This window comes from Candidatus Accumulibacter similis, assembly GCA_013347225.1.
Classification (GTDB): domain Bacteria; phylum Pseudomonadota; class Gammaproteobacteria; order Burkholderiales; family Rhodocyclaceae; genus Accumulibacter; species Accumulibacter similis.
This window is the reverse complement of the sequence record CP054595.1, coordinates 1,589,694-1,615,168: the sequence shown is the minus strand read 5'-3', so window position 1 is coordinate 1,615,168 and position 25,475 is coordinate 1,589,694. Positions and strand designations below refer to the sequence as shown.

Here is a 25,475-nt window from a genome sequence, read left to right as displayed (position 1 = left end):
CGCCGAGCGGCGGCCGACCGCCGCCCGCGTGTACCGCCGGGCAGCCGGGTGAGCAACCGTCGTCGCCTGCTGCTCGGGTTGCAGTTCGTCGTCGCCGGTGCCGCCCTCGCCGCTGTCGTGGCGCTGGTCGACTGGCCCGCAGCAGCCGGCGTCTGGGCCGCGGCCGACCTGCGCTGGCTGGCTGCAGCCTGGCTCCTGTCGCTCGCCGGATTCCTGCCGGCGGCGCTGCGCTGGACCCGGCTGCTGGCGGCGGTCGGCCTGCACTACCCCCTCCTGGCCGCCTACCGGGCCTACCTGGTCGGCGTCTTCTGCGGCCTGGCGATGCCCGGAGTCATCGCTGGCGATGCCGCGCGGATCTGGCTGTGCAGCCGCGAAGCGCGCGCACCACTGGCGCTGGCGACGACCACGGTCGTCGCCGAACGGGCGCTCGGCGTCGCCGCCCTGCTGGCGATCCTCAGCCTGGGCAGCGGCATCGTCGGCGGCGACGCCGTTGCCGGCGTTCCCGCCTGGCTGCCCGCCGTCTGCCTGCTGCTCGTCGGTGCGCTCCTCACCCTGCCGCGCTGCCTGCGCTGGCTCGACGACAGGTGGCCCGCAGCGGCGGCGGTCCCCCCGTCCCTGCCGGCTGCGCTGATCGCCCGCCTGCGCGCCGTTACCGGCGCGCTGCGCCGCATCGGCACTGCCGGCCTGCTGCTGGCGCTCGTCCTGTCGCTCACCTTCCAGCTGATCGACATCATCGTCGTCCATGCGATCGGCCGCGCCCTCGCCATCGACCTCGGCCTGCCGGTCCTGCTGGTCACGATGCCACTGGTTCATCTGGCAACGGTGCTGCCGCTGTCACCAGGCGGCCTGGGCGTACGCGAGGGAACGATGGCGTTCGTCCTGGCACAGTCCGGAGTGAGTTCCTCGGCCGCCGCCCTGCTGGCACTGACGGTCTTCCTCAATCGCGTTCTCGTCGGCGCCGTCGGCGGCCTCGCCCATCTCGCCGGCGGCGGCAGGCTGGCAGACGCCAGCGGCGGCGGCCAGCGACCCGGCGCAGCCGCCGCAGCGGTGGTCGGCCAGCGCAGTCCGCCTGCCGGCAGACGTCCGGGCGACTGAACCGACGGCGGCTGCGGGCAACGGCAGCGAGCCATCCGGCGGCGCCGCGTCATCGTTGACCGGCGACCAGAGCCCGGATCCTGCACCCGCCTGCATCCGCGGTCGTCGCAACCGCCCGGAGGACGCGGCTGCGCCATGCCGCTCGCGGCCGCCAGCCGCCAGCGGCAACACATGTTGCAGTGCAGCTTGCCAGACGCGGAATCCGCCTGTATGGTCACGCCTTGCCGTTTATATCGTATACGATATTCGGCGTTCAGCTGCGGAGTACAGCCTCTTGCCGACGCCTTCAGCCCTCGAGTTGGTCACTGCCCAGAAAGTGCCGCGCCTGAGCGCGTCCGATCACGTCGCGCAGACCCTGAAGAAGGCGATCGTCGATGGCCTGCTGCCGGCCGGCGAACTGCTGCGACAGGACGAGATCGCCGCCCACTTCCACGTCAGCAAGATTCCCGTTCGCGAAGCGCTGAAACACCTCGAGGCCAAGGGGCTGGTCACCTTCCTGCGCAACCGCGGCGTCGTCGTCGCCTCGCTGTCGGCGGCGGAGATCAGCGAGTACATGGAGATCCGCGCCCTGCTCGAAGCCCGCGCGGCGCGCCTGGCCGCGCCACTCATCGGCCAGCCGGCGATCGACGAGGCACGCCAGCACCTCGCGGAATTCGCGCGCGCCGCCGACAGCCGTCGCTGGGGCGAGCTGAACTGGCTGTTCCACTCGACGCTCTACGCGGCAGCCGCACGGCCGATCCTGCTCGGCGAGATTCGCTCGCTGTACAACCGGGTCGAGCGCTACGTGCGCGCACTGCTGTCGGTCACCACCGAAATGCCCAAGACCCGGCAGGAACACGCCGAGATACTCGACGCGTTCGTCCGCCGGGACCCCGACGCGGCGGCAGAACTCACTCGGGCGCACGTGCTCGATGCGGGTGCGTCACTCGTCACTTATCTCAACGACCACCGTAACCAAGGAGGAAACCGATGAAGAAACAAATCCTGGCAGCCAGTCTCGGGCTGCTTTCGCTGGCCGCCACCAGCGTCTACGCCGACATCGTGGTGGCCATTGCCGGCCCGATGACCGGCCAGTATGCCTCGGCCGGCGACCAGATCCGCAAGGGCGCGGAAATGGCGATCGCCGACATCAACGCCAAGGGCGGGGTCCTCGGCCAGAAGCTGAAGCTCGAAGTCGGCGACGATGCCTGCGACCCGAAGCAGGCGGTGTCGGTGGCGAACACGATGGTCAACAAGAAGATCAGCTTCATGCACGGGCACTGGTGTTCGAGCTCGACGATCCCGGCCTCCGACGTCTACAATGAAGCCCAGATCCCGATGGCGACGGTATCGACCAACCCGCAGGTGACCGAGCGCGGACTGAAGAACATCTTCCGCATCATGGGCCGCGATGACCAGCAGGGACTGGTCGCCGGCGCCTTCCTCGCCGAGCACTTCAAGGGCCAGAAGATCGCCGTTGTCGACGACAAGAGCGCCTACGGCAAGGGCCTCGCCGACGAGATCGCCAAGGCGATGGAGGCGAAGGGCGTCAAGCCGGCATTGCGCGAGTCGATCACCGCCGGCGAGAAGGACTACTCCGGTCTGGTCAGCAAGCTCAAGTCGGCCGGCGTCAGCGTGATGGCATTCGGTGGCTACCACACCGAAGTGGCGCTCATCCTGCGGCAGGCGCAACAGGCAGGGCTGAAGCTGACGGTCATGGGCGGCGACACGATGACCAACTCGGAACTCGTCACCGCTGCCGGCCCGGCGGCCGACAACGTCCTCTTCACCTTCGCGCCCGATCCGCGCAAGAACCCCGCCGCCGCCGGCGTGGTGAAGAAGTTCCGCGACGCCAAGGTCGAACCCGAAGGTTACGTGATGTACGCCTACGCCGCCATGCAACTCTTCGCCGAAGCGGCCACCAAGGCCAAGAGCACCAAGTACGCCGACATGGAGAAGGCACTGCGTGAAGGCAGTTTCGACACCGTCATCGGCAAGCTCGGCTTCGACGCCAAGGGCGACAACAAGCTGCCCGGCTTCATGGTCTACCAGTGGAAGGGCGGCCAGTACGACTACGTGAAGAAGTGAGGCAGTGAACCGCCCCTGTCGCGTCGCGCCCGGCCGGGCATGGCACGGCAGGTTCCGCATCGCCGGCCCGCGGCGCCGGCCTCGTCGCGGCGAGGCCGGCCGGTCAACGTTCCGGCTGGCGGGTGAAGGCGCCCGCCGGCAGCCGGCGGTGCCATGGCCAACCCCGCGCGACGCCGGCTGGCGTCGCCGACCCTACTGGACAGCAGCATGAGCGAAGCCCACACCCAATCCTTGCGCCAGCGGCTGCGCGAATACCACCGCATCGACGAAGCGCGGGTCGTCGATGAACTCGTCGCGCTCGCCCGCTGCAGCCGCTCCGAGCAACGGGGAATCCACGCGCGGGCGGCACCGCTGGTGCAGACGGTACGCGACAGTCGTCTCAAGACCGGCGGCATCGACGCCTTCCTCGCCACCTACGACCTCTCGTCGCGCGAGGGCGTCGTCCTCATGTGTCTCGCCGAGGCGCTGCTGCGGATTCCCGACGCGGCGACCGTCGATCGACTGATCCGCGACAAGATCGGCAACACCGAATGGGAAAAGCGACTCGGCGCCTCGCACAGCACCTTCGTCAACGCTGGCACCTGGGCGCTGATGCTGACCGGCCGCATCGTCAATCTCGACAACCAGGACCGCAATCTCGGCGGCACGCTGAAGCGGCTGGTCGCGCGCGCCGGCGAACCGGTCATCCGGCAGGCGGTGATCACCGCCATGCGCATCCTCGGCCGCCAGTTCGTCATGGGGCGCAACATCCACGAAGCGATCGAGCGCGCGCACAACGCCGAGAAGGCCGGTTACCGCCATTCCTACGACATGCTGGGCGAGGCGGCGCGCAGCAGCGCCGACGCCCTGCGCTACTTCGAATCGTACAGCGACGCGATCGCCGCCATCGGCGACGCCGCCGCTGGCCGCCCGGCCTTCGAGGCGCCATCGATCTCGATCAAGCTGTCGGCACTGCACCCGCGTTACGAGGTGGCGAACGAGCAGCGGGTGCGCCACGAACTCCTGCCGGCAGTCAAGGAACTCGCGGTGCGCGCCAGGGCGCGCAACATCGGCTTCACGATCGACGCCGAGGAAGCCGATCGTCTCGAGATCTCGCTCGACCTCATCGAGGCGCTGGCGCTGGACTCCGAACTGGCCGGCTGGAACGGCCTCGGGCTGGCCGTCCAGGCCTACCAGAAACGCGCCCTGCCGCTGCTCGACTGGCTCGCCGACCTCGCCCACCGCGGCCGGCGGCGGCTGATGGTGCGCCTGTGCAAGGGAGCCTATTGGGACGCCGAGATCAAGCTGGCGCAGGAGCGCGGGCTCGTCGACTACCCGGTGTTCACGCGCAAGGTTTCGAGCGACCTCTCGTACCTCGCCTGTGCGCGCCGCCTGTTCGCCGATCCGCAGGCGTTCTACCCGGCGTTTGCGACGCACAACGCCCACACCCTGGCGGCCGTCGCCGAACTGGCGATCAGCGCCGGCGGCAGCGACGAGTGGGAGTATCAGCGCCTGCACGGCATGGGCGAGGAACTCTACGACCAGATCGTCGGCGACGACAGATGGGGACGCGCCTGCCGCGTCTACGCGCCGGTCGGCAGCCATGAGGACCTGCTCGCGTACCTGGTTCGCCGACTGCTCGAAAACGGCGCCAACTCGTCGTTCGTCAATCGCATCGCCGACGCCGATCTGCCGATCGACACGCTGATTGCCGACCCGGTCGAGAAGGCCGCCGCCCTGGCAAGCAAGCGCCAGACGCGGATTCCCCTGCCGCGCGACCTCTTCGGCGCCGAGCGCGCCAACAGCGAAGGACTGGACATGAACGACAAGACGACCCTTGATGACCTGCGGCACGCGATCGAACACAGCACGCGCGTCAGCTACGTCGCGGCGCCGCTGATCGCCGGCCGCGCGCGCGCCGGCGCCAGCCGTCCGGTACCCTCGCCGGCCGACGACCGCGACCTCGTCGGGCTGGTCATCGAGGCCAGCGTGGACGACGTCAGCCAGGCGCTGGCGACAGCGCAGGCGGCGTTCCCGGCCTGGGAGGCGACGCCGGCGGGCGCGCGCGCGGCGGCGCTGCTGCGCGCCGCCGACCTGATGCAGGGGCGCCTGCCCGAACTCGTCGCGCTGCTCGTGCGCGAAGGCGGACGCACGCAGGCCGACGCCGTCTCCGAGGTGCGCGAGGCGATCGACTTCTGCCGCTACTACGCTGCACAGGCGAAGGAGAAATTCTCCGAGCCGATCCATTTGCCGGGCCCGACCGGCGAGCGCAACAGCCTGTCGCTGCATGGCCGTGGCGTCTTCGTCTGCATCAGCCCGTGGAACTTCCCCCTCGCCATCTTCGTCGGCCAGGTCGCGGCGGCGCTCGCCGCAGGCAACTGCGTCGTCGCCAAGCCGGCGGAGCAGACGCCGCTGGTGGCGGCGCTGGCGGTCGAACTGCTGCACAGTGCCGGCATCCCCGCCGCTGCGCTCGCCTTCCTGCCCGGCGACGGACGCATCGGTGCGGCTCTGGTCGCCGGCCGCGAGTGCGCCGGCGTTGCCTTCACCGGCTCGACCGAGGTGGCACGGCTGATCGCCCGCACGCTCGCCGCGAAGGACGGCCCGCTGCTGCCGCTGATCGCCGAGACCGGCGGTCAGAACGCGCTGATCGCCGATTCCTCGGCGCTGCCGGAACAGATCGTTCGCGACGTCGTCGCCTCGGCTTTCAACTCCGCCGGCCAGCGCTGCTCGGCGCTGCGCGTGCTGTTCATCCAGGCCGACATCGCCGACCGGGTGTGCGAACTGCTCGCTGGCGCCATGCAGGAACTGCGCATCGGCAACCCGGCCGATCTGGACACCGACGTCGGGCCGGTGATCGACGAACCGGCACGGCAGGTGCTGCAGGCGCATGCCCGCTGGCTCGACAGCTTCGCGCTGCCGATCCACACCTGCAGCCTCGACGAGGAAGCCACCCGGCACGGCAGCTTCTTCGCCCCGCGCGCGTACGAGATCGACAGCCTCGGCCGCCTCGAGCGCGAGGTCTTCGGGCCGATCCTGCACGTCATCCGCTGGCGCGCCGAGGACCTAGACGCCGTCTGCGCCGCCATCGCCGACACCGGCTACGGGCTGACGCTGGGGATTCACAGCCGCATCGACGAGACCATCCAGCGCATCACCAGCCGCCTGCACGTCGGCAACACCTACGTCAACCGCAACATCATCGGCGCCGTCGTCGGCGTGCAACCCTTCGGCGGCGAGGGCCTGTCGGGAACCGGACCGAAGGCCGGCGGCCCGCACTACCTCTACCGCTTTGCCTGCGAGCGCACGCTAAGCGTCGATACCACGGCTGCCGGCGGCAATGCGGGGCTGATGGCGCTCGATGCCGGTGACGAGTGAGCGCCGGCGGACGAATGCCGGCGAACGCATCCGGCTTCGTCAGTCGGCGGCGGACGGCGACGCCAGGCGCCTGATGGCCGCGATTCGCCGCCGCTGAGACGGCGACCCGGCACCCTGGCCACCCGTGGCCGAGACAACCAGCACAGCGCGCGAGCGCCTGTGGCAAGGAGGAGGAGCAAGCTCATGGCACTGGCCTTACAACAACTGATCAACGGCCTCACCCTCGGGGCCGTCTATGGCCTGATCGCCATCGGCTACACGATGGTCTACGGCATCATCGGCATGATCAACTTCGCGCACGGCGACATCTACATGGTCAGCGCCTTCATCGCCGTGACCGTGTTCACGCTGCTCGCCGGCTTCGGCATCAGTTCGATCCCGCTCTCGCTGCTGCTCGTGCTGCTGGTCGCCGTCCTGTTCACCTCGGTCTACGGATGGACGGTCGAGCGCATCGCCTACCGCCCGCTGCGCGGCTCGACGCGGCTGGCGCCGTTGATCTCGGCGATCGGCATGTCGATCTTCCTGCAGAACATGGTGCAACTGACGCAGGGCGCGCGCGTCAAGCCGATCGCGCCGGTCCTCGTCGGCGGCATCGACCTGCTGACGATCGACGGCTTCACCGTCCGCCTCGCCTATTCGCAGATTCTCATCGTCATCGTCACCATCGCGCTGATGGCCGGCTTCACCTGGCTGATCGGCAGCACGTCGTTCGGCCGCCAGCAGCGCTCGTGCGAGCAGGACAGGACGATGACGGCGCTGCTCGGGATCAACGTCGACCGCACGATCTCGCTGACCTTCATGCTCGGCGCGGCGCTGGCCGCCGTCGCCGGCGTCATGGTGACCGTGTATTACGGCGTCGTCGATTTCTTCATCGGCTTCGTCGCCGGCATCAAGGCCTTCACCGCCGCCGTCCTCGGCGGCATCGGCTCGCTGCCGGGGGCCATGCTCGGCGGCCTGCTGATCGGCCTCATCGAAGCCTTCTGGGCCGCCTACCTGTCAGCCGAATACAAGGACGTGGCGACCTTCAGCATCCTCATCCTGGTGCTCATGTTTCGCCCTTCCGGCCTGCTCGGCCGGCCTGAAGTGGAGAAGGTCTGATGAGCGCGCTGGTCGTTGCCCGCCAGCCGACGTCGCCGGCGGAACGTCTCAAGGACGCCGCGGCAAGCGCCCTCATCGCCCTGCTGCTCGGCATTCCGATGATCGGCCTGACCACCGTCGACCACGGCGGCGCGCTGCGTGTCGCCACCCGCTGGCCGGCCCTGCTCGCCTTCGTCGCCGTCTGCTTCGCCGGCCGCCTGCTGCTGCGTTACGCGATGGACCTCCTGCGGGCGCGCCGCCTGGCGCGCGAGACGGCAGCCGAGGCCAGCGTCAGCCAGCGCCCGGCGGCGGGCGGTGCGCTGCTCACCTGGATCGGCTGGGTCGCGCTCGCGGTCGCGCTGCTGCTGCCGATCGCCTTCTCCGACAACCGCTACGTCGTCGATACGGCGACGACGGTGCTGATCTACGTCATGCTCGGCTGGGGCCTGAACGTCGTCGTCGGCCTCGCCGGGCTGCTCGACCTCGGCTACGTCGCCTTCTACGCCGTCGGCGCCTACACCTACGGCCTGCTGTCGACGCAGCTCGGCTGGGGCTTCTGGCAGTCGCTGCCGGTCGCCGGGGCGATGGCGGCGGCCTTCGGCATCATCCTCGGCTGGCCGACGCTGCGGCTGCGCGGCGACTACCTGGCAATCGTCACCCTCGGTTTCGGCGAGATCATCCGCGTCATCCTCGTCAACTGGACCGAGGTATCCGGCGGACCGAACGGCATCACCTCGATTTCGCGGCCCTCCTTCTTCGGCCTGCCGTTCAAGCCGCCCGGCGACGCGCCGACCTTCGCCTCGTTCTTCGGCCTCGAGTACTCGCCGAACCAGCGCCTCATCTTCCTCTACTACCTGATCCTCGGCCTCGCGCTGCTGACCAACGTCTTCGTCTCGCGCATGCGCCGGCTGCCGGTCGGCCGCGCCTGGGAAGCGATGCGCGAGGACGAGATCGCCTGCAAGGCGATGGGCATCAACGCGCGCAACGTCAAGCTCTCGGCCTTCGCGCTCGGCGCCATGCTCGGCGGCTTCGCCGGCGTCTTCTTCGCTGCCCGGCAGGGCTTCATCTCGCCGGAATCCTTCACCTTCAACGAATCGGCGATCATCCTCGCAATCGTCGTCCTCGGCGGCATGGGCAGCCAGCTCGGCGTCGTCCTCGCCTCGCTGGTGCTGGTGCTGCTGCCCGAACTCGGCCGCGACTTCGCCGAGTACCGCATGCTGCTCTTCGGTGCGGCGATGATCCTGATCATGATCTGGAAACCGGGGGGCATCCTCGCGCACCGCGAGCCGACGCTGCGCCATCGCCGGCCGGGAGGCGAGCGATGACACCGGCAACCGCTCCGCTGCTCAGCGTCGAACGGCTGACGATGCGCTTCGGCGGCCTGCTGGCGATCGACGACCTGTCGCTCGACGTCGGCGCGCGCCGCATCACCGGCGTCATCGGCCCCAACGGCGCCGGCAAGACGACCTTCTTCAACTGCCTGACCGGTTTCTACAAGCCGACGACCGGCAGCGTCCGTCTCAACCATCCGCGGCGCGGCAGCATGCGCCTCGAGCAACTGGCGAGCCACGAGGTGGCGCGCAAGGCGCAGGTCGTCCGCACCTTCCAGAACATCCGGCTGTTCCCGCAGATGACGGTGCTCGAGAACCTGATCGTCGCCCAGCACAACATGCTGCAGAGCGCCTCGCGCTTCTCGCTCGCCGGCCTCCTCGGCCTGCCCGGCTACCGCCGTGCCGAGCAGGCGGCGATCGACAAGGCGGTCGGCTGGCTGACGCGGCTGCACCTGATCGACAAGGCCGATACCGCCGCCGGCGCGCTGCCCTACGGCATGCAGCGGCGCATCGAGATCGCCCGCGCGCTCTGCGTCGACCCGCTGCTGCTCTGCCTCGACGAGCCGGCGGCCGGCCTCAACCCGCGCGAGTCGGCCGAGCTCAACGTCCTGCTCAAGCACCTGGCGAGCGACGAGGGCATCGCCATCCTGCTCATCGAGCACGACATGAGCGTCGTCATGAACGTCTCCGACCACATCTGCGTCCTCAACTACGGCCGCAAGATCGCCGAGGGATCGCCGGCCGAAGTGCAGCGCGACCCGAACGTGATCAAGGCCTATCTCGGCGAGGAAGATGCCGACGAGGAACTCGCCGCGGGGGTACGCCCATGATGCTCGAACTGGGGGGCGTACACGCCCACTACGGCGCCATCCACGCGCTGCACGGGGTCGATCTGTCGGTACAGGTCGGCGAAGTGGTGACGCTGATCGGCGCCAACGGCGCCGGCAAGTCGACGCTGATGATGACCATCTTCGGCCAGCCGCGCGCCTCCGGCGGGCGCATCGTCTTCGATGGCGAGGACATCACCCGCCTCGCCACGCACGACATCGCCCGCCGCGGCATCGCCCTGGTCCCCGAAGGACGACGGATTTTCCCCCGCATGACGGTGCTCGAGAACCTGCAGATGGGCGCAGTGCTCGGCGAGGAGGCGAACTTCGCCGTCGACCTGAAGCGCATGTACGTCCTCTTCCCGATTCTCGAGGAACGCTGCCAGCAGCGCGCCGGCACCCTTTCCGGCGGCGAGCAGCAGATGCTGGCGATCGCCCGCGCGCTGATGAGCCGCCCGCAACTGCTGCTGCTCGACGAGCCCTCGCTCGGTCTGGCGCCGCTCTACATCAAGAAGATCTTCCAGATCGTCCGCGAACTCAATCGCGAGCACGGCATGACGATCCTCCTCGTCGAGCAGAACGCCCACCACGCGCTGCGCGTCGCGCACCGCGGCTACGTCCTGCAGCACGGGCAGATCATCCTCGCCGGCACGGGTCGCGAACTGCTCGAGAATCCGGAGGTGCACGCGGCCTATCTCGAAGGAGGCCATGCCGCCCGAGCCACCTGAGCAGGCGGGCGCGCCGCCCCGCTGGCTGCCGTTCCTGGTTCTCGCCGTCGGCCTCCTGGCGATCTCCTTCGGCGCCATCCTGGCGCGCTTCGCACAGGCCGAGGGGCTGCCGTCGCTGGCCATCGCGACGCTCCGCCTGGGTCTGGCGGCACTGCTCATCACACCGCTCGCGCTCTGGCAGTCGACGCGCACGCTGCGCTCGTTGGGCGGGCGGCAGGCGCTGCTCACCGCGGCTGCCGGCTTCTTTCTCGCGCTGCACTTCGCGACCTGGATCAGCTCGCTCGAATACACCTCGGTGGCGAGCAGCACGGCGCTGGTGACGACCAACCTGTTGTGGATCGGCATGGCCTCGTTCCTGCTCTTCGGCGAGCGGCCCGGCCGGCTGACGAGCGTCGGCATCGTCGTCTCGCTCAGCGGCAGCCTGCTGATCTTCTGGAGCGACAGCCGCAGCAGCAACGCCGGCAGCAACCCGCTGCTCGGCAACTTCCTCGCCGTCGCCGGCAGCTGGTGCTTTTCCGCCTATCTGCTGCTCGGCCGCCGGCTGCGCGCCAACCTGCCGCTGCCCGCCTACGTCTGGCTCGCCTACGGCAGCGCCGCGCTCTTCCTCGTCCTCGCGTGCCTGGGCAGCGGCACCCCGCTTGCGGGCTACAGCTCGGCCGCGTATCTCGTCGCCGTCGGCATGGCGGTCGGCCCGCAACTGCTCGGCCACAGCTCGTACAACTGGTCGCTGAAGCACGTCTCGCCGACCTTCATCGCCGTCGTCACGCTCGGCGAGCCGGTCGGCAGCGCACTCCTCGCCTGGCTCTTCTTCGGCGAATCGTTCGCCTTCGTGCAGGGGGTCGGCTTCGTCCTCCTGCTCGCCGGCATCTACCTCGCGGCGCGCGGCGAAGGGCGCTGACGGCGGCCTGCTGCCGGCATCGCCAGTCGGCGGCGCCGGCAACACGCGCCGCCGCCAAGCACGGCCCCCCCGATCGCGCGCGCGGGGCGCTGCGCGCCCCGCAAAACGCCGCTGCGCGGCGTTTCAGAGTGGCAGTGGAACAGAGTTGACAGAGATCAGAGATCCAGTGGTCAGCGCTTCAGGATGGGGGAGACACACACCAACCGCAACCCCAGGCTGTCGTCGCGGACGCCCGGGACGTTGACGAGGCGGAAGGCGCAGCGCGCGAAGTCGCGGTGGTAGTTCCAGGAGCCGCCGCGCGCCACGCGCCGGGACGAGCCGCGTGGCGCGGTATCGTTCGGTGAGTCGTACGGGTTCAGGCACCACTCCCACACGTTGCCCGCCATGTCGAGAACGCCTTGTGGCGTCGCCCCGGCAGGATACACGCCCACCGCGGTCGCGCGACGCAACCCGCTCTCGACGGTGTTGGCACGTCCCTCCTCCCAGTCCCGTCCCCAAGGGTAGGTCCGCGTCGGATCGCCTCCGGTGGCGGCCTGTTGCCATTCCCACTCGTTCGGAAGGCGCAGCTCGTAACCCAGGCGCACGCTCGCCCAGCGGCAGTAGGCGATGGCATCGTACCACGAGACATTCACCGCCGGGCGGTTGTCGGTCCGCCGACCCTGCTCGCCGGGTGCTTTCTCGTGCCGCAGGTCCTGCCACCAGCGCTCGTCCCGATAGCCGTGCGGATCGTCGACGAAAGCCCGGTATTGCCGCCAGGTCACCGGGTAGGCGGCGATGAAGAAGCGCTCGACCGCGAACGTGGTGCCTCTGAATCCCCCAAGCTGAACGGATCCAGGCGGAATCTCGCGCCAGTCGAATTCGGGGGTCCCGTCCGACCGGATGCCGACGCCCGCTCGCGAATCACCGATTCGATCGAGCCGGTCGCCGATCTCGGCGCGCCGAGCATCATCCGTTTCCGGCCGTGCGATCTCCGCGAGCAGTCGCTCGGACTCGAGCAGCGCCTCGCTGGCGACGCGCTGCTGATCGCTGTCTCTCCGGCGCTCGTCCAGGACGCTGACCGCCTCCAGCACCAGCGCACCAAGCTCGTCAGCCGTGTGGAAAACACGCACCATGTGGCTTCCCAACAGTTCCTTGCGGAAGGCGGCAATCCGGCTGCCCTTCTCGCCCGCCCCGGTCATCGCGTCCATGACCTTGGGGTTCCACGACACGTCCTCGCGGAGCATGAAGACGAGAACCGGTTTGCCCAGTGCAAGAGCCTGCTGGTACTCGAGTTCGACGATCGATCGCTGCTCGGGATTCCCGGCGGACGACTCCGGAATGAAGCCGTAGGCCCAGGCGACGATGCAGACGAGCACGTCGCAGGCGGCTATGTCGCCGTACGCCTGTGCCAACGGCCGCTGGTCTGCAGCCACATACGCTTCCGCACCGACCACCTGATGTCCCAGCCGTTGCAACGAAGCGACGACCGCTTCCCGCTCGCGCGCGAGGTCTGCAATGGTCGCGGACAGATAGACCCGCAACGGCCGCAGCCCCTTGCGTTCTTCGACCTGCGCGCCAGAGGCGATGCGCTCAACTTCGGGGCCAAACCTCTCGAGCACGTCAGCAAGCCGCGTACAGTCGGCCTCCCAATCGGCATCGTGCAGCTCGAGTGCGTGCACGTCCGCCAGTCGCGCCAGATCGCCGGGAAGCTCGTCGGCCCGCGGCAGCGCGGCCCCACCGACGAGCACCGGAACCACCTGGATGCCACTCTGCAGGGCTTCTGCGAGCTGAATGCGTACGAAATCGCCGCCTGAGTCGATACGGCGGCGCCGATCCGATTGGCGCGAATCGAGCCAGCGTGGGCCGATCAGGGCGACCACGGCAGCCGACTCGCGGATCGCCGAGCGAATCGTCGCGAGCAGATCCGCACCCGCCTCGATGTCCGCGACGTCGGCGAAAACCCGATCGCCGAATCGCGCCCGCAACGATTCGCGCAACCGCATGGCTTGGCTGGCGGCGTCGTCGCGCCGATGGACGATGAAGATGCCGCCACGTTCCGGCGGGTTAGGCACCGCCGGCTCGACTGGCGCCTCCTCCGCTGCGGCCGGGGGCTCCGCCGTTTCGTGCGATTCGGCTGGCGAAAACGCGGGCGCTTCCCTTTCGATGCTCTCGGCAAGCACGCGGCGCGGCGACTTGAGCCGGATTCCCGCCACCTCCAACTCGCGATCGGGAATGGCGCCGAACAGGCGGATGGCCTGGTCATGATCGCCCGCCTGCAAGGCTTCGACACCTTCGGCATAGGTGAGCAGCTCACCGAAGCGCACCAGCGGCGCCGCCAGCGCCGACGCCAGACCGCCGACGCGGACACGCGCGGCGACGTCGTCGCTCGCCGTCGCGTGCGCCAGCGCGGCGGCCAGTTGGCCGGCGGCGAGCGCTGGCTCGGCGAACGCGAGCGCACTCCAGCGCTCGACGTCGATCCAGTCGGAATGCAGGCGGTCACCGACGGCACGGACGTTGCGCCGCTCGTGCTCGAGGTAATCCAGCATGAAGCGCGCGACCTGCACCGAGCGCGCGATCGATTCCTCGCGGTAGGCCGGATCCAGGCCCTGCAGGAGTTGCAGGCGCGCATTGCCGGCGAAGCAGTAGTAGCCGTTGCCGATGTCCTCGCAGAACGGCGCAAAGAGGACGTCGGCCTCGACCGCCAGATCATGGGCGCTTTCCGGCAGGAAGTTGAGCCGGATCAGATGCAGCAGCTCGGCGCGCAGCACCTGCGGCAGCGCCGCGTGCATCGCCAGGCGCAGCGCCGCCTCGCCGCGCCGGGCGGCAAACGCCATGACCAGTTCGTATGCGCGCAGCGGTCCCGGATCGGCGGCACGTTCGACCATCGCTCAGTGCCTCCCCTTGCCGCGGAGGTGATCGACCGCCAGGATCAGTCCGTCCTCGGTGAACTCGAACATGGCGATGCCGGGAATGGCGGCGATGCGCGCGGCCGAACTGCCGGCCCAGCGCGGCCGCGGCATCGGGTTCAGCCAGGCGATCGGCCACCATCCGGCGTCCCGTGCAAGCTCGGCGAATGTTCGTGTCGAGCGGATTCGTTCGCGATCGCTGCGGCCGCGGGCGGCACCCGCGTCGCCGATCACGAGCAAGGCGCAGGCCGGATGCTGTCGCGCCACGTCCCGCAGCGACTGTGGCCGCATCAGCCTGGCCGATTCGAACAGTCCTTCCGCGGGATCGTTGTCGAAATAGTGGATTGCCGCATGCCCGAGTTGCGAGCGGCCGAGCGAATCGGCGACGACCGCGCCCGTCCCACGCCATGGCGCCATGCTCGGGCTTGCGTCGAAGAGCACCAGCAGCCGGGCCAGGTTGCTTCGCTCCGCCACCAGCACCGGCTCGGTCAGCGTGCCGCAGCGGCATTTCTCGGCGATCGTCGCAGCGATGTCGAGCTGCACCTTCGGTCCGCTGCGACGCGCCAGGCGAAACCGGCGCCAGGTGACGATCATCTGTCGCAGGCCGACCGCCGGTCGGGGCGTCAGGACGTGCGGCTGCAACAGCCCGGGCGGAATCGCCGCCTGCGGCAAGCCGATCCCGCCTGCCTCGGCAGCGGCGGCGAACTCCACCACGGGCGCCGGCGCCGGCTCCTGCCGGGTCTCGCCCGCCGGCTTCGCCCGCTCAGTCCCGGCGGCGGCTGGCGGCCCGGACTCCTCGGGTTGGCGCATGTGCGTCATGGCGCGGATCGCCTCGGGCGTCGGCCGGGGCAGATCGCGGAACAGCCTCGCCAGGTGGATCCGCTCCTCGTCGCTGTGCGCCCAGAGCGTCTCGCACAGCCGATGCAGTCGCTCGCGTGTCAGCGTGCCGTGCCCGAGCCGCAACGCCGCCAGAGCATCCTCGTAGTCGCGCACCGACAACGGGAAACCGCTACGGACCAGATGCAGGAAGAGTCCTTCCAGAGGCGGGCGCATGGTCGGCGAGCGCCGTCAAGCCGGCCTGGCTTGCGGGCGCGAGAGCGATTCGTAGCCGTCGAGGTCGGCCATCGTCTTGAACAGCACGCCCCAGTGCGGCGGGCGGTTGGCGTCCTGGTTGATCGACTCCGGCGTCTCGCCGCTCCAGTGCAGGATCTGCACCCAGTCGATCAGCTCGCTGGTGCTCGGTGGCTTCTGCGTATTGCCCACCGCCAGGCGCCGCACGCGCAGGAAAGCTTCCACCGCCGCGACCAGAACGGCATCGCCCAGTTCTTCGGGCGCCAGCCCGGTGTTCATGCGCACGATGTCAAGCAATTCATCGGCCGACTCCGGAAACTTCACCCGCACATAAAGGCACCGGCGCAGGAACGGCTCCGGCAGCCGCTTCTCGCGGTTGCTGGTGATGACCACGATCGGCGGCGCGTCGCTGTTGCCCTCGATCGTCCTGCCGAAGCCTCGTTCCCGCAGGCATTGCTGCTCCTCTTCCTCCGGCAGATCGTCAATCTGGAAGGTGAAGCGGTCGAGCACGTCGAGCAGGTCGTTCGGAAAGTCGATGTCGGCCTTGTCGACCTCGTCGATCAGCACCACGCAGCGCTTCCTGCCGTTGATCGCCGCGCCCAACGGGCCCAGGCTCAGATAGGGATGGACGTGCTGCGCCCGCGTGTTCTGCGGGTTCTGCGCATCCTGCAGCCGGCGCAGCGCATTCATCCGGTAGAGCAGGTCCTGGGCACGCGAGGTGCTCTTGACCGGGATCTTGACCACCGCGCCGAGTTTCTTCTCCGCGGCGATCGAGTAGGCCAGCATCGTTTTGCCGCAGCCGGGCTCGCCTTCCACCAGGATCGGCCGCCTGAGGTCGATCGCGAGGTTGACGATCTCGGCGATCGAGTCGGATGCCAGATAGAAGTCGGTCGCCTTGCCTGTATAGCGGGGTTCGTTCATGCATCGTCTCCTTCGGACCACAGCCGCTCGCCCTGCAGACGTTCGAAGACGTGCAGCGGCGTGCCATCAAGTTCTCCGCTTTCCTCGTCGCGCAGTGCGCGGCGCATCAGTTCCTGCCGGCGTCCTGGCGGGTCGTCCGGCACTTCGAGGGCGTCGAACCAGTCGTAGAGATCGGTCTCGTCGACAGGGCCGAGCCGGGGCAGCGCAATCAGCCGGGAAAAATCGTCCGCCGACTTCGTGCCCTGCGCATCGACCACGCTGCCGTGCCAGTCGCCGGCGGCGCCCGAGTGGTCCGTGACGATCGCCACCAGCCGGTTGGCGACCTGCCGCTGGCTTCGCAACAGCTTCAACCGGGTCCAGAAGGGTTGCCAGAGGTCGCGCTGAAACGCGGCGACCCCTCCCGGGTAGTCCGCAGCGACGCGGTCGATGGCGAAGTGCAGCGGCTGATGCTTCAGTTCCTCGACGACGCCGTCCGCCAGTGCTTCGGGCGTAGCCACGCCCGTGGCGCCCGCCAGCCCCAGCGTACCGGCAACCCACGCCACCAGCGCCGGCAGGGTGCTGCTGCCGGGTGGCAGCCGGCCGATCTTTCGCTTCGGCCGATGATTCTTCAACAGGCTGCCCTGCACGTAAGTCACGAAGGCTCGCTGCCCGGCGTCCCTGTCGCCATTCACCAGGACCGCCACGGCCGGCACGTCCGGATGCGCGGCTAGGCCGCTCAATACCTTCCTGAGCGCTGCGTGCTGCGGCTCACGCCCGAGCCTTCCGAGCTGGTCGTCGCGCAGCCGGGGCTCGGCCGCGCCCTTCTCCGCATCGACCAGACCCTGGGCCGCGGCCATCGGCGTGTGGCCGCGCCAGTCCCTGCCGATGACCAGAGTGTGTTCCCTGAGGTCATGGATGTCTGCGAAGGTCCGGATCGTTCGCCATTCCGTCTGCCTGTCATCGACCTCGGCGTGAAACTTCAGAAGGCGTGCGGCATGCCGATCGCGTTCCTCCCGTTCCCTCGTAGCGAGAATCCTCAGCGCTTCCTCCTTCAGCCTGTCGTCCACCTGCGTGCCGGGTTTCGGCCTGAGCACCGCCATCTTCGGAAATGGGTCGCCCTGCCACCGATCCCGCGCCCATTCGAACTCGAGATGCGTGATCGACTGCTCCCTGCCAGGCGGGATCGATCCGTACCAGTGGCCCAGCAGCAGAATGAAGCCTGCCGATTGACACACCCGCTGCCGGCACTTCTCGAGCGTCGCGTCGTATCCGCCTATCCAGTCCTCGCTCAGGAAGCACGCGCATTCGGCCTTCCTGAGCAGCACGTCCTGCACTGCGCGACGATAGTCTTCGTAGTCGCCGATGGTCGAACTCAGGAAAATCGTCAGCGCCGCCGCAGGGGGCGGGTGGACCGGAGCGGCTGTCGGTGTGGGCATCCTCTATGGCTCCTGCGCTCGGCCTGCCCCGTCGGGGCGCACGTGATGTGGTCGAGTACCCGCAGCGATCCAGCCCAGTGCAGGCATAGACTCCTCCTTGTGGCGAAGGATAGGAGATCCGACGCGTCGTCCGCAAGCGTTTCCGCATCGACCGGTAACCCGGCCCGTGCCGCACCCGCTTCGAGTCGCCCCCGACGTTTGCTGGCGTTGCGGCCCGCACACTCACCAGGCCGCGTGGCGCCCGATTCATCGATCGACGCCCGTGTTCGGCAGCGATGCGCCCACGACCTCTGGCTTTCGCCAGACGCGGGCAAGGCATTCTGATTGCAGCGCGCCGAACATTTGTCGAGCGAGGCTTCGTCGGCGATTGCCGTCACTCGTGCTTCAAGTGGGGGAGGAACGGTACCGCGCCGAGCACGCGAGCGAGTTCGCGTTCGAGTGCGGCGTCATCCAGGTCGTCGTTCCTGATGACGGTCGCGTTCAGGTAGTGGGTCGCCAGCTCGACCAGGCATCGCTCGATGCGCTCGGCGCGTTCCGGGTCGGCAAGCATGTAGTCGTCGAGGGGATCGACGGTGCCCGATTGAATGCGGGCGACAATCCGCTGGCGGCGAGTCTCTGGAGAGACATCGAGCACCGCGACCATCGTTCCGGGCGGCCCCACCGCACGCAGGGCACGTGCCAGCTCCGGGTGACGGGCGAGGAGAGCGATCCACCCGTCGCCGTGCTGGCCCAGAAACAGCGCCAACAGCCGCAGCGCGGTATGGCTGACCACCACCAGGGGAAGCGCCGACGGCCGGAAGCGGCGCCGGTCGCGGGCCAGGAGCCAGCCGGCCACTGCGGGCAGCAGCGGGCGCAGCAGCGGGAACAGGCCGAGGAACGCGCGCTCCTGAAACCGACCCCCGCTTCCCTTGCGTTCGCTGCTGGAGCGGGCGTCGGCGGCCGGCGCAGCGAACCCGCCGGCGCGCTTCGCGACGCGATGGCCGGACGCTCGCCAGCGGCGGATCAGGAACTCAGCGACGTAATCCTTGCCGGCGGCGTCCGTGCCAAGGATCAGAACGACGGGTGGAGGCGGAGGGAGCATGGTGAACTCGTTGGGGCCGCTGCGGCGACGCGCTGGATGCGCCGTCGCCATCGCCGTCCAGCCGCTTCACGCCGCAGAGGGTCGGATGGAACGTCACTGGCTCGAAGGATAGGAGATCCCACGCCACCGCGGCAAGTGTTGCTGCCGGTTGCGCGCCCTGCGGGGCCGCGCAGGCAGTCGTGACTTGGCGACACCTTGCCCTGTGTTGCTGGTCCGCGATCCCTCGACGCCACAACAATGCCGGCGAAGTCGTCCGCGAAGGACTGCGGCTGCTCGAAGACCAGGAGAAGCTGCGCGCATTGAAGCTTGAGGCGCTGCCAGCTGAGATGCAGCGAGGCATCATCCGGCGAAGGCTGGACGCATCGCCAGCGGGCTGCCAAGCGTCGGTTTTCTTTACAGTCGAGACCCCGACAAGAAATAAATTCACTTTATAACAAGGCGCTGCAATACTGGCACGGTATATGCTTCATGACCGACATGAGCAGCACGCCAATGAGCGCTGACGGCAACCTGCCTGCCGCGTCCGACACCGGACTGTGCGGGCAGCATGCAAGACGGGGCTGGCTCTCGCAAATCGGACAACCTGACTGGAGAATTCCAATGACCAAGAAAATCAATGCTCTTCTCGGCTCGCTGCTGGCGTTGACTTCGGCCGCCGCTTTCGCGGCGCCAGCGTTCTGGACCGACTGGACGGCGGTGACGACGGCTGCGCCGGGAGCGGTCGGCACCCTCAGCGTTGGCGCCAGCACCGTCAATGTCAGCTACAGCGGCGCCTACAGTTTCGTCACGACCGGCGCCGGGACCAACTACTGGAACCCCGCGACGCCGTACACCTCGGCCGTTGTGGACAACGCACCGCCGGCATCCGACATCATCGCCCTGAACGCGGGCGGTACCAAGACCATCAGTTTCTCGCAGGCGGTGCAGGATCCGCTGATCGCCCTCGTGAGCTGGAACGGCAACACGGTTGACTTCGGCGTGCCGATCGAGATCCTGAGCTTCGGCGGCGGCTACTGGGGCAGCGGGACGCCGATCCTCAACCAGGCGGGAACCGGGTTCTTCGGCAGCGGCGAAGTACACGGCGTGATTCGCCTGCCGGGTGTGCATACCTCGATCAGCTTCACCGACACCTCGGAGAACTGGCACGGTTTCACCGTCGGCGTCGTCGGTCTTGCCGACGAACAGGCAGTGCCGGAACCGGCGTCGCTCGCCCTGATCGGTCTCGGCCTGGCCGCCCTCGGCGGCCTGCGCAAGCGCCGGACCGTCTGAGGATCCGCCCAGAACGAAGTCCCAAGCCGGCCCCCCAAAGGGGCCGGCTGCCCGATCCGGAAAGAATCGAAAGCCGGCCCCCCCAAGGGGCCGGCCGGCCGATCGCAGTATCGCCGCCCGCCACGCCGATGCGTGGCGGGCGGCGCGGCGGCGGCGAGGATTCCGCTGCCGCCCTTCCTGCTCAGCCGGCTGCCAGAACCGAACGTGCGTCGTGGTACGCATAGCCGAGGTCTTCTGCGACTTCCCGGCAGGTGACCTTGCCGAAAGCGACGTTCAGCCCGTTGCGCAGATGCTCGTCGTCCTGCAGCGCCTGCCGCCAACCGTTGTCGGCGATCTGCAGTGCAAACGGCAACGTGGCGTTGTTCAGGGCGTAGGTCGAGGTCCGCGGCACGCCGCCCGGCATGTTGGCGACACAATAATGCACGACGTTGCCGACCATGTAGGTCGGCGCCGCATGCGTCGTCGCCTTGGCCGTCTCGCAGCAGCCCCCCTGGTCGATCGCCACGTCGACGATCACCGACCCCGGTTTCATCGCCTCGACCATCTGCCGGCTGATCAGCTTCGGCGCGGCGGCACCCGGGATGAGGACGCCGCCGATGACGAGGTCGGCGCGCAGCACGTGCTGCTCGACGTTGTCGCGGTTGGAGAAGACGGTCATCACGCGCGCACCCAAGAGCCGGTCCATGCGCCGCAGGACGTCGATGTTGCGGTCGATCACCACCACCTGCGCGCCGCTGCCGACGGCGATCTGCGCCGCGTTCGAGCCGACGACGCCGCCGCCGAGAATGACGATCCGCGCCGACGGCACACCGGCAACGCCACCGAGCAGGACGCCCATCCCGCCATGCGCCTTCTCCAGGCAATAGGCGCCGGCCTGCACCGACAGCCGGCCGGCAACCTCGGACATCGGCGCCAGCAGCGGCAGACCGCCACCCGGCTGCGTCACGGTTTCGTAGGCAATGCAGACGGCACCACTCTGCACCAGGTCGGCACACTGCTCGGGATCGGGCGCCAGGTGCAGGTAGGTGTAGAGGATCTGTCCCTCGCGCAGCATGGCCCGCTCACCCGCCTGCGGCTCCTTGACCTTGACGATCATCTCGGCGGTAGCGAAGATTTCGGCGGCCGTCGCGGCGATGACCGCCCCGGCTTTCTGATAGACCTCGTCGGTGGCGCCGATGCCGCGTCCGGCACCGGTCTCGACCGTCACCCGATGACCATGCGCCACCATCTCCCGCACCGATGAAGGCGTCAGGCCGACGCGATACTCGTGGTTCTTGATCTCCTTGGGTACGCCGATGTGCATTTCTGTCTCCTCCGCAGTGGTTGATGGGGCCGCTCATGGTATGCCAATTTGCCGCCTGCGATCCCGTTTTTCCTCGCTGCCGCTGCCGCAGGTGCCGGCGGCAGTGCTGCAGCCGGCGCGTTGCCTCGGACCCGACGAAACGATTGCGCTATAGTTCGCGGCGGCGGTCAGACGGCACGCGCCCCTGGCCGAAGCGCAACAGGGGGATCAGGATGTGGTGTGAAGCGGACGGCTCCGCCGGCGGGACGGCGGCCAGTGAAAGTCTTCTCGAGGTGGGCGAGCGACTGCTGCAAAGCGGTGCCTGGCGGTGGCAGATCGCGACCGATACGCTCCAGTGCACGCGCGGCTGGCAATGCATCCACGGCTGCAGCGTGGCTCCGGCCTCGCTCGCCGAACTCGAAGCGACCGTCGTGTCGGAGGACCTGCCGGCCTTTCGTGCGCAGTTGCAGAAAGCCATCGCCAGCGGCAAGGTCGGCACGATCCGATACCGCATCGTCCGCCAGGCAGACCAGCGCGAACGCCATGTCGTCAGCCGCCTGCAACTGGTCCGCTCGCCCCTCGATGGCCTGCCGCAGCTCGTCGGCAGCATCCGCGACATCACCGACGCGGAATACGGCGATGACGGGCAACCGCAGCGCGAAGTCGCCGCAGCGGCCGTCGCGGAGCGACCACGGCAACGGCCTGGCGCGCACGACGAAGCCGAAGCCGCCGGTTCCGCGCAGAGCTCCTTCCTTGCCAGCATGAGTCACGAGATCCGGACCCCATTGACGACCATCGTCGGCCTCGTCGAACTGATGCGCCGCGACGACCTGCCGGCGAAGCAGAAGCAGCGTCTCGAACAGATGAACGAGGCGGCGCAACACCTGCTGAGCCTGATCACCGGGGTCCTCGAACTGGCGAAAATCCAGTCCGGCAAGCTGATCCTCAACGAAACGACGCTCGACCTGGCCCGAATCGTCGCCAACGTCATCGAAATGACACAGGGACAGGCGCGCAGGAAGGGGCTCCGGCTGCGCGCCGATGTGCAGCCGCTGCCGGGACCGCTGATCGGCGACCCGGGCCGCATCCGCCAGGCCATGCTCAACTACGCCAAGAGTGCGATCCGGATGACCGATCATGGCTGCATCATGCTGCACTTGCGGGCAGCAACGGAAGATCCCGGCAGTGTCCTGCTCCGCTTTGAGGCCACCGCCGGCATCGAGATTTCCACCGCGGCGGCCGGACGGTTCTTCCAGGAATGCGATGTGGCCGGCAAATCCCTGCCGGACGCCGCTGCGGGCGCCCGCCTCGGGCTCGCCATCGTCCGCCAGATAGCCGAACGAATGGGCGGCGAAGCCGGCATCGAGAACGCCGCAGGCGCCGGCAGCACATTCTGGTTCACCCTGCGGCTGCGGAGAACGACGCGCGGCCGATCCCCCGAGACGCCCGCCGTCGTGCCGGCAGAGGCTGCCGGGACTGCCGACCGCCGACGCAGCGCCAGCCGCGTACTGATCGTGGACGATCAACGGGCAAACAGCGACCTGATCCGGGCCATGCTTGAGAGCGTGGACTTGCCGGCCGATTTTGCACGCAGCGGCGAAGAAGCGGTCGCCCTCGCCGCCGCCAGCCGCTATGCGCTCATCCTGATGGACCTGCAACTGCCGCAGATCGACGGCCTCGAAGCCGCTCGCCAGATTCGCCTGCTGCCGTCGTATGCAACCGTTCCGATCATCGCACTGAGCGGCAACGTTCTGGGCGACGTCGTCGACCAGTGCCGGCGCGCAGGAATCAATGATTTCATCGGCAAACCGTTCGCGATGGACGCGCTGCTCGACGCCGTGACGCGCTGGTTGCGCTCATCGCTCGCTCCCTGACGCACCGCCACCGTCAGTTCCGCGGCCGTCGCCCATGCCGGCAACTCCTGCCGCCGGCAGCGGCAGGAAGACGACCATCTCCGTCCCGCCACCCGGCCGGTCAATGATCTGCAGGTGGCCACCATACAGATGCACCAGCGAATGCACGGCAGTCAGGCCGAGTCCCGAACGCTGACGGCCGCCGCTGAAGAAGGGTTCAAAAACCCGTTCGCGAAGCGCCGCCGCGATGCCGTGCCCGCGGTCGCTGACCGCCAGGCGAACAAAGTCGCCTGCGAAGACCTGCCGACACGAGGCACAGGTCTTCCCCTCGACGCAACCCGATCGGCGCGCCGCAAGAAGCACCGCACCCGCTCCATTCATCGCCTCGCAGGCATTGCGAACCAGATTGAACCACAGGCGGTGCAGGTGCGAACGGTCGACGCTGAGCGCCGGCAACTGATCCTCGATGTCGACCGACAGCGTCACCTGCTCGGCAAAGGTTGCGGCGCACGCTGCGACCACTTCGCCGCAGACGGCGGCAAAGGCATCCGCTTCGAGCCGCGGCGCGCGCGCGCACACCAGGGTCGATAACTGCTGCACGAGCACCTGTGCCCGCTGGCCGGCGATGCCGACTTCGTCGAGGTACGAGAGAACGCGTTCGTTGTCACCACCGGCCTGCAGGAGCGCCCTCGCCAGCCCGGCAAAGCCCTGCATCACGAGCAGCAGATTGTTGAACTCGTGCGCCAGGCCACCCGCCACCGCGCCCATGGCGAGCAGGCGCTCGATCCCTCGCGGCGCGCCCGGCAGCGGCGGCATCCGGTCGTCGGCGGCAGTCTGTGGCGCGCGCTCAGCCATGGCCGGAGCCACCCATGTCCGGCAGCCGCCGCGCGGTTACCGGCGAACGCCGGCAGAAACCGCGTTCTGCCGGCTGGTGGATGCTGCAGCCGAAAGTGGCTACAATCGCTCGCGAAGTCTTCCCGGGATTCAGCCATGCCTTCCTTCCGCACATCATGACTGCACCCAGCAAGCAGACGGTCTGCATCGTCGATGATGACGCGCAGGTTCGCCGCTTCCTCGCCGAGGTCCTCGCGAGTATCGGCCTGGTCGCCGAGCAGCACGCTTCGGGGGAGGACTTCATGCGCCGCTGGCAGCCGGGCAAGGCCGCGTGCGTACTGCTGGACATCCGCATGCCGCGCATCAGCGGACCCGAGGTCCACGACTGGCTGCGCGACCGTGAACCGGGGTTGCCGGTGATCTTCCTCACCGGCCACGCCGACGTGACGACCGCGGTACGCGCCATGCGCCTGGGTGCTTTCGATTTCATAGAAAAACCTTTCAACGTGCAGCAATTGATCGAGCGCGTGAATCAGGCCGTTCGTCTGGCCACCGACAAATCGGCCGCAGGCAGCGGCAACGACGGCTGGCAACGCGCGCTGACCCGCCGCGAACGCGAGGTGCTCCGCGGCATCATCGACGGCAAGCGCAGCAAGCTCATCGCCGCCGAACTCGGAATCAGCGAACGGACCGTCGAAAGCCACCGGGCCAGCATCATGGCCAAGGCCGGAGCCAGCAACGCCGCCCAACTGGCGGCGATGGCCGCGGGCCAGCCGCCCCTAGACTGAGCAGCGGTGCGTGCCACCGCGGCGCCGCCGGGGGTCTGCCAGGCTGGCGCCGCGACGGCACTGGCCGAAGCTTGATGACTGGCATCGAGGCTCCTCCAGCGGGCGGAACGAGGCCGCCAGTCTAGCGGAAAGAAGGGTGCGCCGCGACCGGCCGCGCGGCTCGCGCATCCGCCGCACCACGCCGGCAGCGTCCCGTTCTCCGTATTTCCCCTGACGCGCCCGTGTATCTCCGGATGGTCGCCCGACAGCGGCGCCGCTACGCTTCACCCTCATCGAACACGGCGGGCGGCGGTCCCGGCCAGCGCCGACACGCGGAGGGCACAACATGACAAAGACGATTTTCCTGGTCGACGACTCGGCGACGATCCTGCTCAGCGTTTCGAGCATCCTCGGCAAGGCCGGCTACGCCGTCGAAAAGGCAGCCAACGCCGAGGCAGCGCTGCAAAAGTTCAACGCCGGCATCAAGGTCGACCTGCTGATCACCGACCTCAACATGCCGGGAATGAACGGCATCGAGCTGATCAAGAAGGTCCGTTCGCTGGCCGCCTACCGCTTCCTGCCGATCCTGTTCCTCACCACGGAGTCGCAGCAGAGCCGCAAACAGGAGGCGAAAGCCGCCGGCGCCTCGGGCTGGATCGTCAAGCCGGCGACCGCCGACGACCTGTTGAATACCGTCAAGCTGGTCATCCGCTAGCTGCC

The 25,475-nt window shown here is 68.6% G+C and carries 21 protein-coding genes; 14 read left to right on the top strand and 7 right to left on the bottom strand.

The features are described from left to right. Window positions 1–48 precede the first annotated feature (48 nt). The 9 genes from HT579_07475 (at window position 49) to HT579_07435 (ending at window position 11,377) form a co-directional block, all read left to right on the top strand. Window positions 49–1,095 (top strand): flippase-like domain-containing protein, encoded by a 1,047-nt coding sequence (locus HT579_07475; GenBank protein QKS28774.1) that lies wholly within the window; start codon window positions 49–51, stop codon window positions 1,093–1,095. A 274-nt stretch (window positions 1,096–1,369) separates the two neighbouring features. Next, complete coding sequence (locus HT579_07470) at window positions 1,370–2,068, top strand: GntR family transcriptional regulator (GenBank protein ID QKS28773.1); 699 nt, start codon at window positions 1,370–1,372, stop codon at window positions 2,066–2,068. Next, window positions 2,065–3,162, top strand: coding sequence for a branched-chain amino acid ABC transporter substrate-binding protein (locus tag HT579_07465; protein QKS28772.1), 1,098 nt, complete (start codon window positions 2,065–2,067; stop codon window positions 3,160–3,162). The genes HT579_07470 and HT579_07465 overlap by 4 nt, the downstream gene beginning before the upstream one ends. A gap of 207 nt (window positions 3,163–3,369) precedes the next feature. Then, window positions 3,370–6,516 carry a bifunctional proline dehydrogenase/L-glutamate gamma-semialdehyde dehydrogenase PutA gene (gene putA, locus HT579_07460; GenBank protein QKS28771.1) on the top strand — a complete coding sequence of 1,049 codons (3,147 nt, stop codon included), beginning with the start codon at window positions 3,370–3,372 and terminating at the stop codon, window positions 6,514–6,516. A gap of 183 nt (window positions 6,517–6,699) precedes the next feature. Further along, window positions 6,700–7,614, top strand: a complete 915-nt coding sequence (locus tag HT579_07455; GenBank protein ID QKS28770.1) for a branched-chain amino acid ABC transporter permease LivH — start codon at window positions 6,700–6,702, stop codon at window positions 7,612–7,614. Beyond that, on the top strand, window positions 7,614–8,918 hold the full coding sequence (gene livM, locus HT579_07450; protein QKS28769.1) for a high-affinity branched-chain amino acid ABC transporter permease LivM: 1,305 nt from the start codon (window positions 7,614–7,616) through the stop codon (window positions 8,916–8,918). Before HT579_07455 ends, livM begins: the two co-directional genes overlap by 1 nt. Beyond that, on the top strand, window positions 8,915–9,754 hold the full coding sequence (locus HT579_07445; protein ID QKS28768.1) for an ATP-binding cassette domain-containing protein: 840 nt from the start codon (window positions 8,915–8,917) through the stop codon (window positions 9,752–9,754). Before livM ends, HT579_07445 begins: the two co-directional genes overlap by 4 nt. Continuing rightward, on the top strand, window positions 9,754–10,479 hold the full coding sequence (locus HT579_07440) for an ABC transporter ATP-binding protein (GenBank protein QKS31552.1): 726 nt from the start codon (window positions 9,754–9,756) through the stop codon (window positions 10,477–10,479). Before HT579_07445 ends, HT579_07440 begins: the two co-directional genes overlap by 1 nt. After that, window positions 10,460–11,377, top strand: a complete 918-nt coding sequence (locus HT579_07435) for a DMT family transporter (protein QKS28767.1) — start codon at window positions 10,460–10,462, stop codon at window positions 11,375–11,377. The genes HT579_07440 and HT579_07435 overlap by 20 nt, the downstream gene beginning before the upstream one ends. A 170-nt stretch (window positions 11,378–11,547) precedes the next feature. Here the strand turns inward: HT579_07435 and HT579_07430 are convergent, their stop codons facing one another. The 5 genes from HT579_07430 to HT579_07410 all read right to left on the bottom strand — a co-directional run bounded on the left by HT579_07430 (window position 11,548) and on the right by HT579_07410 (window position 18,750). Then, on the bottom strand, window positions 11,548–14,241 hold the full coding sequence (locus HT579_07430; protein QKS28766.1) for an SUMF1/EgtB/PvdO family nonheme iron enzyme: 2,694 nt from the start codon (window positions 14,239–14,241) through the stop codon (window positions 11,548–11,550). A gap of 3 nt (window positions 14,242–14,244) precedes the next feature. Next, on the bottom strand, window positions 14,245–15,315 hold the full coding sequence (locus tag HT579_07425; protein QKS28765.1) for a hypothetical protein: 1,071 nt from the start codon (window positions 15,313–15,315) through the stop codon (window positions 14,245–14,247). Between the two features lie 15 nt (window positions 15,316–15,330). After that, window positions 15,331–16,254: a MoxR family ATPase gene (locus HT579_07420; protein QKS28764.1), complete on the bottom strand. Its 924-nt coding sequence runs from the start codon at window positions 16,252–16,254 to the stop codon at window positions 15,331–15,333. After that, window positions 16,251–17,669, bottom strand: coding sequence for a DUF4062 domain-containing protein (locus HT579_07415; GenBank protein ID QKS28763.1), 1,419 nt, complete (start codon window positions 17,667–17,669; stop codon window positions 16,251–16,253). The genes HT579_07420 and HT579_07415 overlap by 4 nt, the downstream gene beginning before the upstream one ends. A 373-nt stretch (window positions 17,670–18,042) precedes the next feature. Further along, the gene (locus HT579_07410; protein ID QKS28762.1) at window positions 18,043–18,750 is read right to left on the bottom strand and encodes a hypothetical protein; all 708 of its coding nucleotides are present in this window, start codon (window positions 18,748–18,750) and stop codon (window positions 18,043–18,045) included. 179 nt (window positions 18,751–18,929) lie between these two features. Here HT579_07410 and HT579_07405 point away from each other — a divergent pair, with 179 nt between their 5' ends. Together HT579_07405 and HT579_07400 are read left to right on the top strand one after the other, a co-directional pair. After that, complete coding sequence (locus tag HT579_07405; GenBank protein ID QKS28761.1) at window positions 18,930–19,184, top strand: type II toxin-antitoxin system ParD family antitoxin; 255 nt, start codon at window positions 18,930–18,932, stop codon at window positions 19,182–19,184. A gap of 166 nt (window positions 19,185–19,350) precedes the next feature. Continuing rightward, window positions 19,351–20,019 carry a PEP-CTERM sorting domain-containing protein gene (locus HT579_07400; GenBank protein QKS28760.1) on the top strand — a complete coding sequence of 223 codons (669 nt, stop codon included), beginning with the start codon at window positions 19,351–19,353 and terminating at the stop codon, window positions 20,017–20,019. Between the two features lie 181 nt (window positions 20,020–20,200). Here the strand turns inward: HT579_07400 and ald are convergent, their stop codons facing one another. After that, window positions 20,201–21,322 (bottom strand): alanine dehydrogenase, encoded by a 1,122-nt coding sequence (gene ald / locus HT579_07395; GenBank protein QKS28759.1) that lies wholly within the window; start codon window positions 21,320–21,322, stop codon window positions 20,201–20,203. 212 nt (window positions 21,323–21,534) lie between these two features. Between ald and HT579_07390 the strand changes: the two genes are divergently transcribed. Continuing rightward, the gene (locus HT579_07390) at window positions 21,535–23,175 is read left to right on the top strand and encodes a response regulator (protein ID QKS28758.1); all 1,641 of its coding nucleotides are present in this window, start codon (window positions 21,535–21,537) and stop codon (window positions 23,173–23,175) included. On the opposite strand, the gene HT579_07385 is transcribed toward HT579_07390, so the two are convergent. Beyond that, window positions 23,158–24,009, bottom strand: a complete 852-nt coding sequence (locus tag HT579_07385) for a hypothetical protein (protein QKS28757.1) — start codon at window positions 24,007–24,009, stop codon at window positions 23,158–23,160. The genes HT579_07390 and HT579_07385 overlap by 18 nt on opposite strands. Window positions 24,010–24,164: 155 nt before the next feature. On the opposite strand from HT579_07385, the gene HT579_07380 reads away from it, so the two are divergent. Both HT579_07380 and HT579_07375 read left to right on the top strand, forming a co-directional pair. Then, a complete protein-coding gene (locus HT579_07380; protein QKS31551.1) occupies window positions 24,165–24,776 on the top strand; it encodes a response regulator transcription factor in 612 nt (203 codons plus the stop codon). Window positions 24,777–25,101: 325 nt separating this feature from the next. Continuing rightward, complete coding sequence (locus HT579_07375; GenBank protein QKS28756.1) at window positions 25,102–25,470, top strand: response regulator; 369 nt, start codon at window positions 25,102–25,104, stop codon at window positions 25,468–25,470. Window positions 25,471–25,475: the final 5 nt, after the last annotated feature.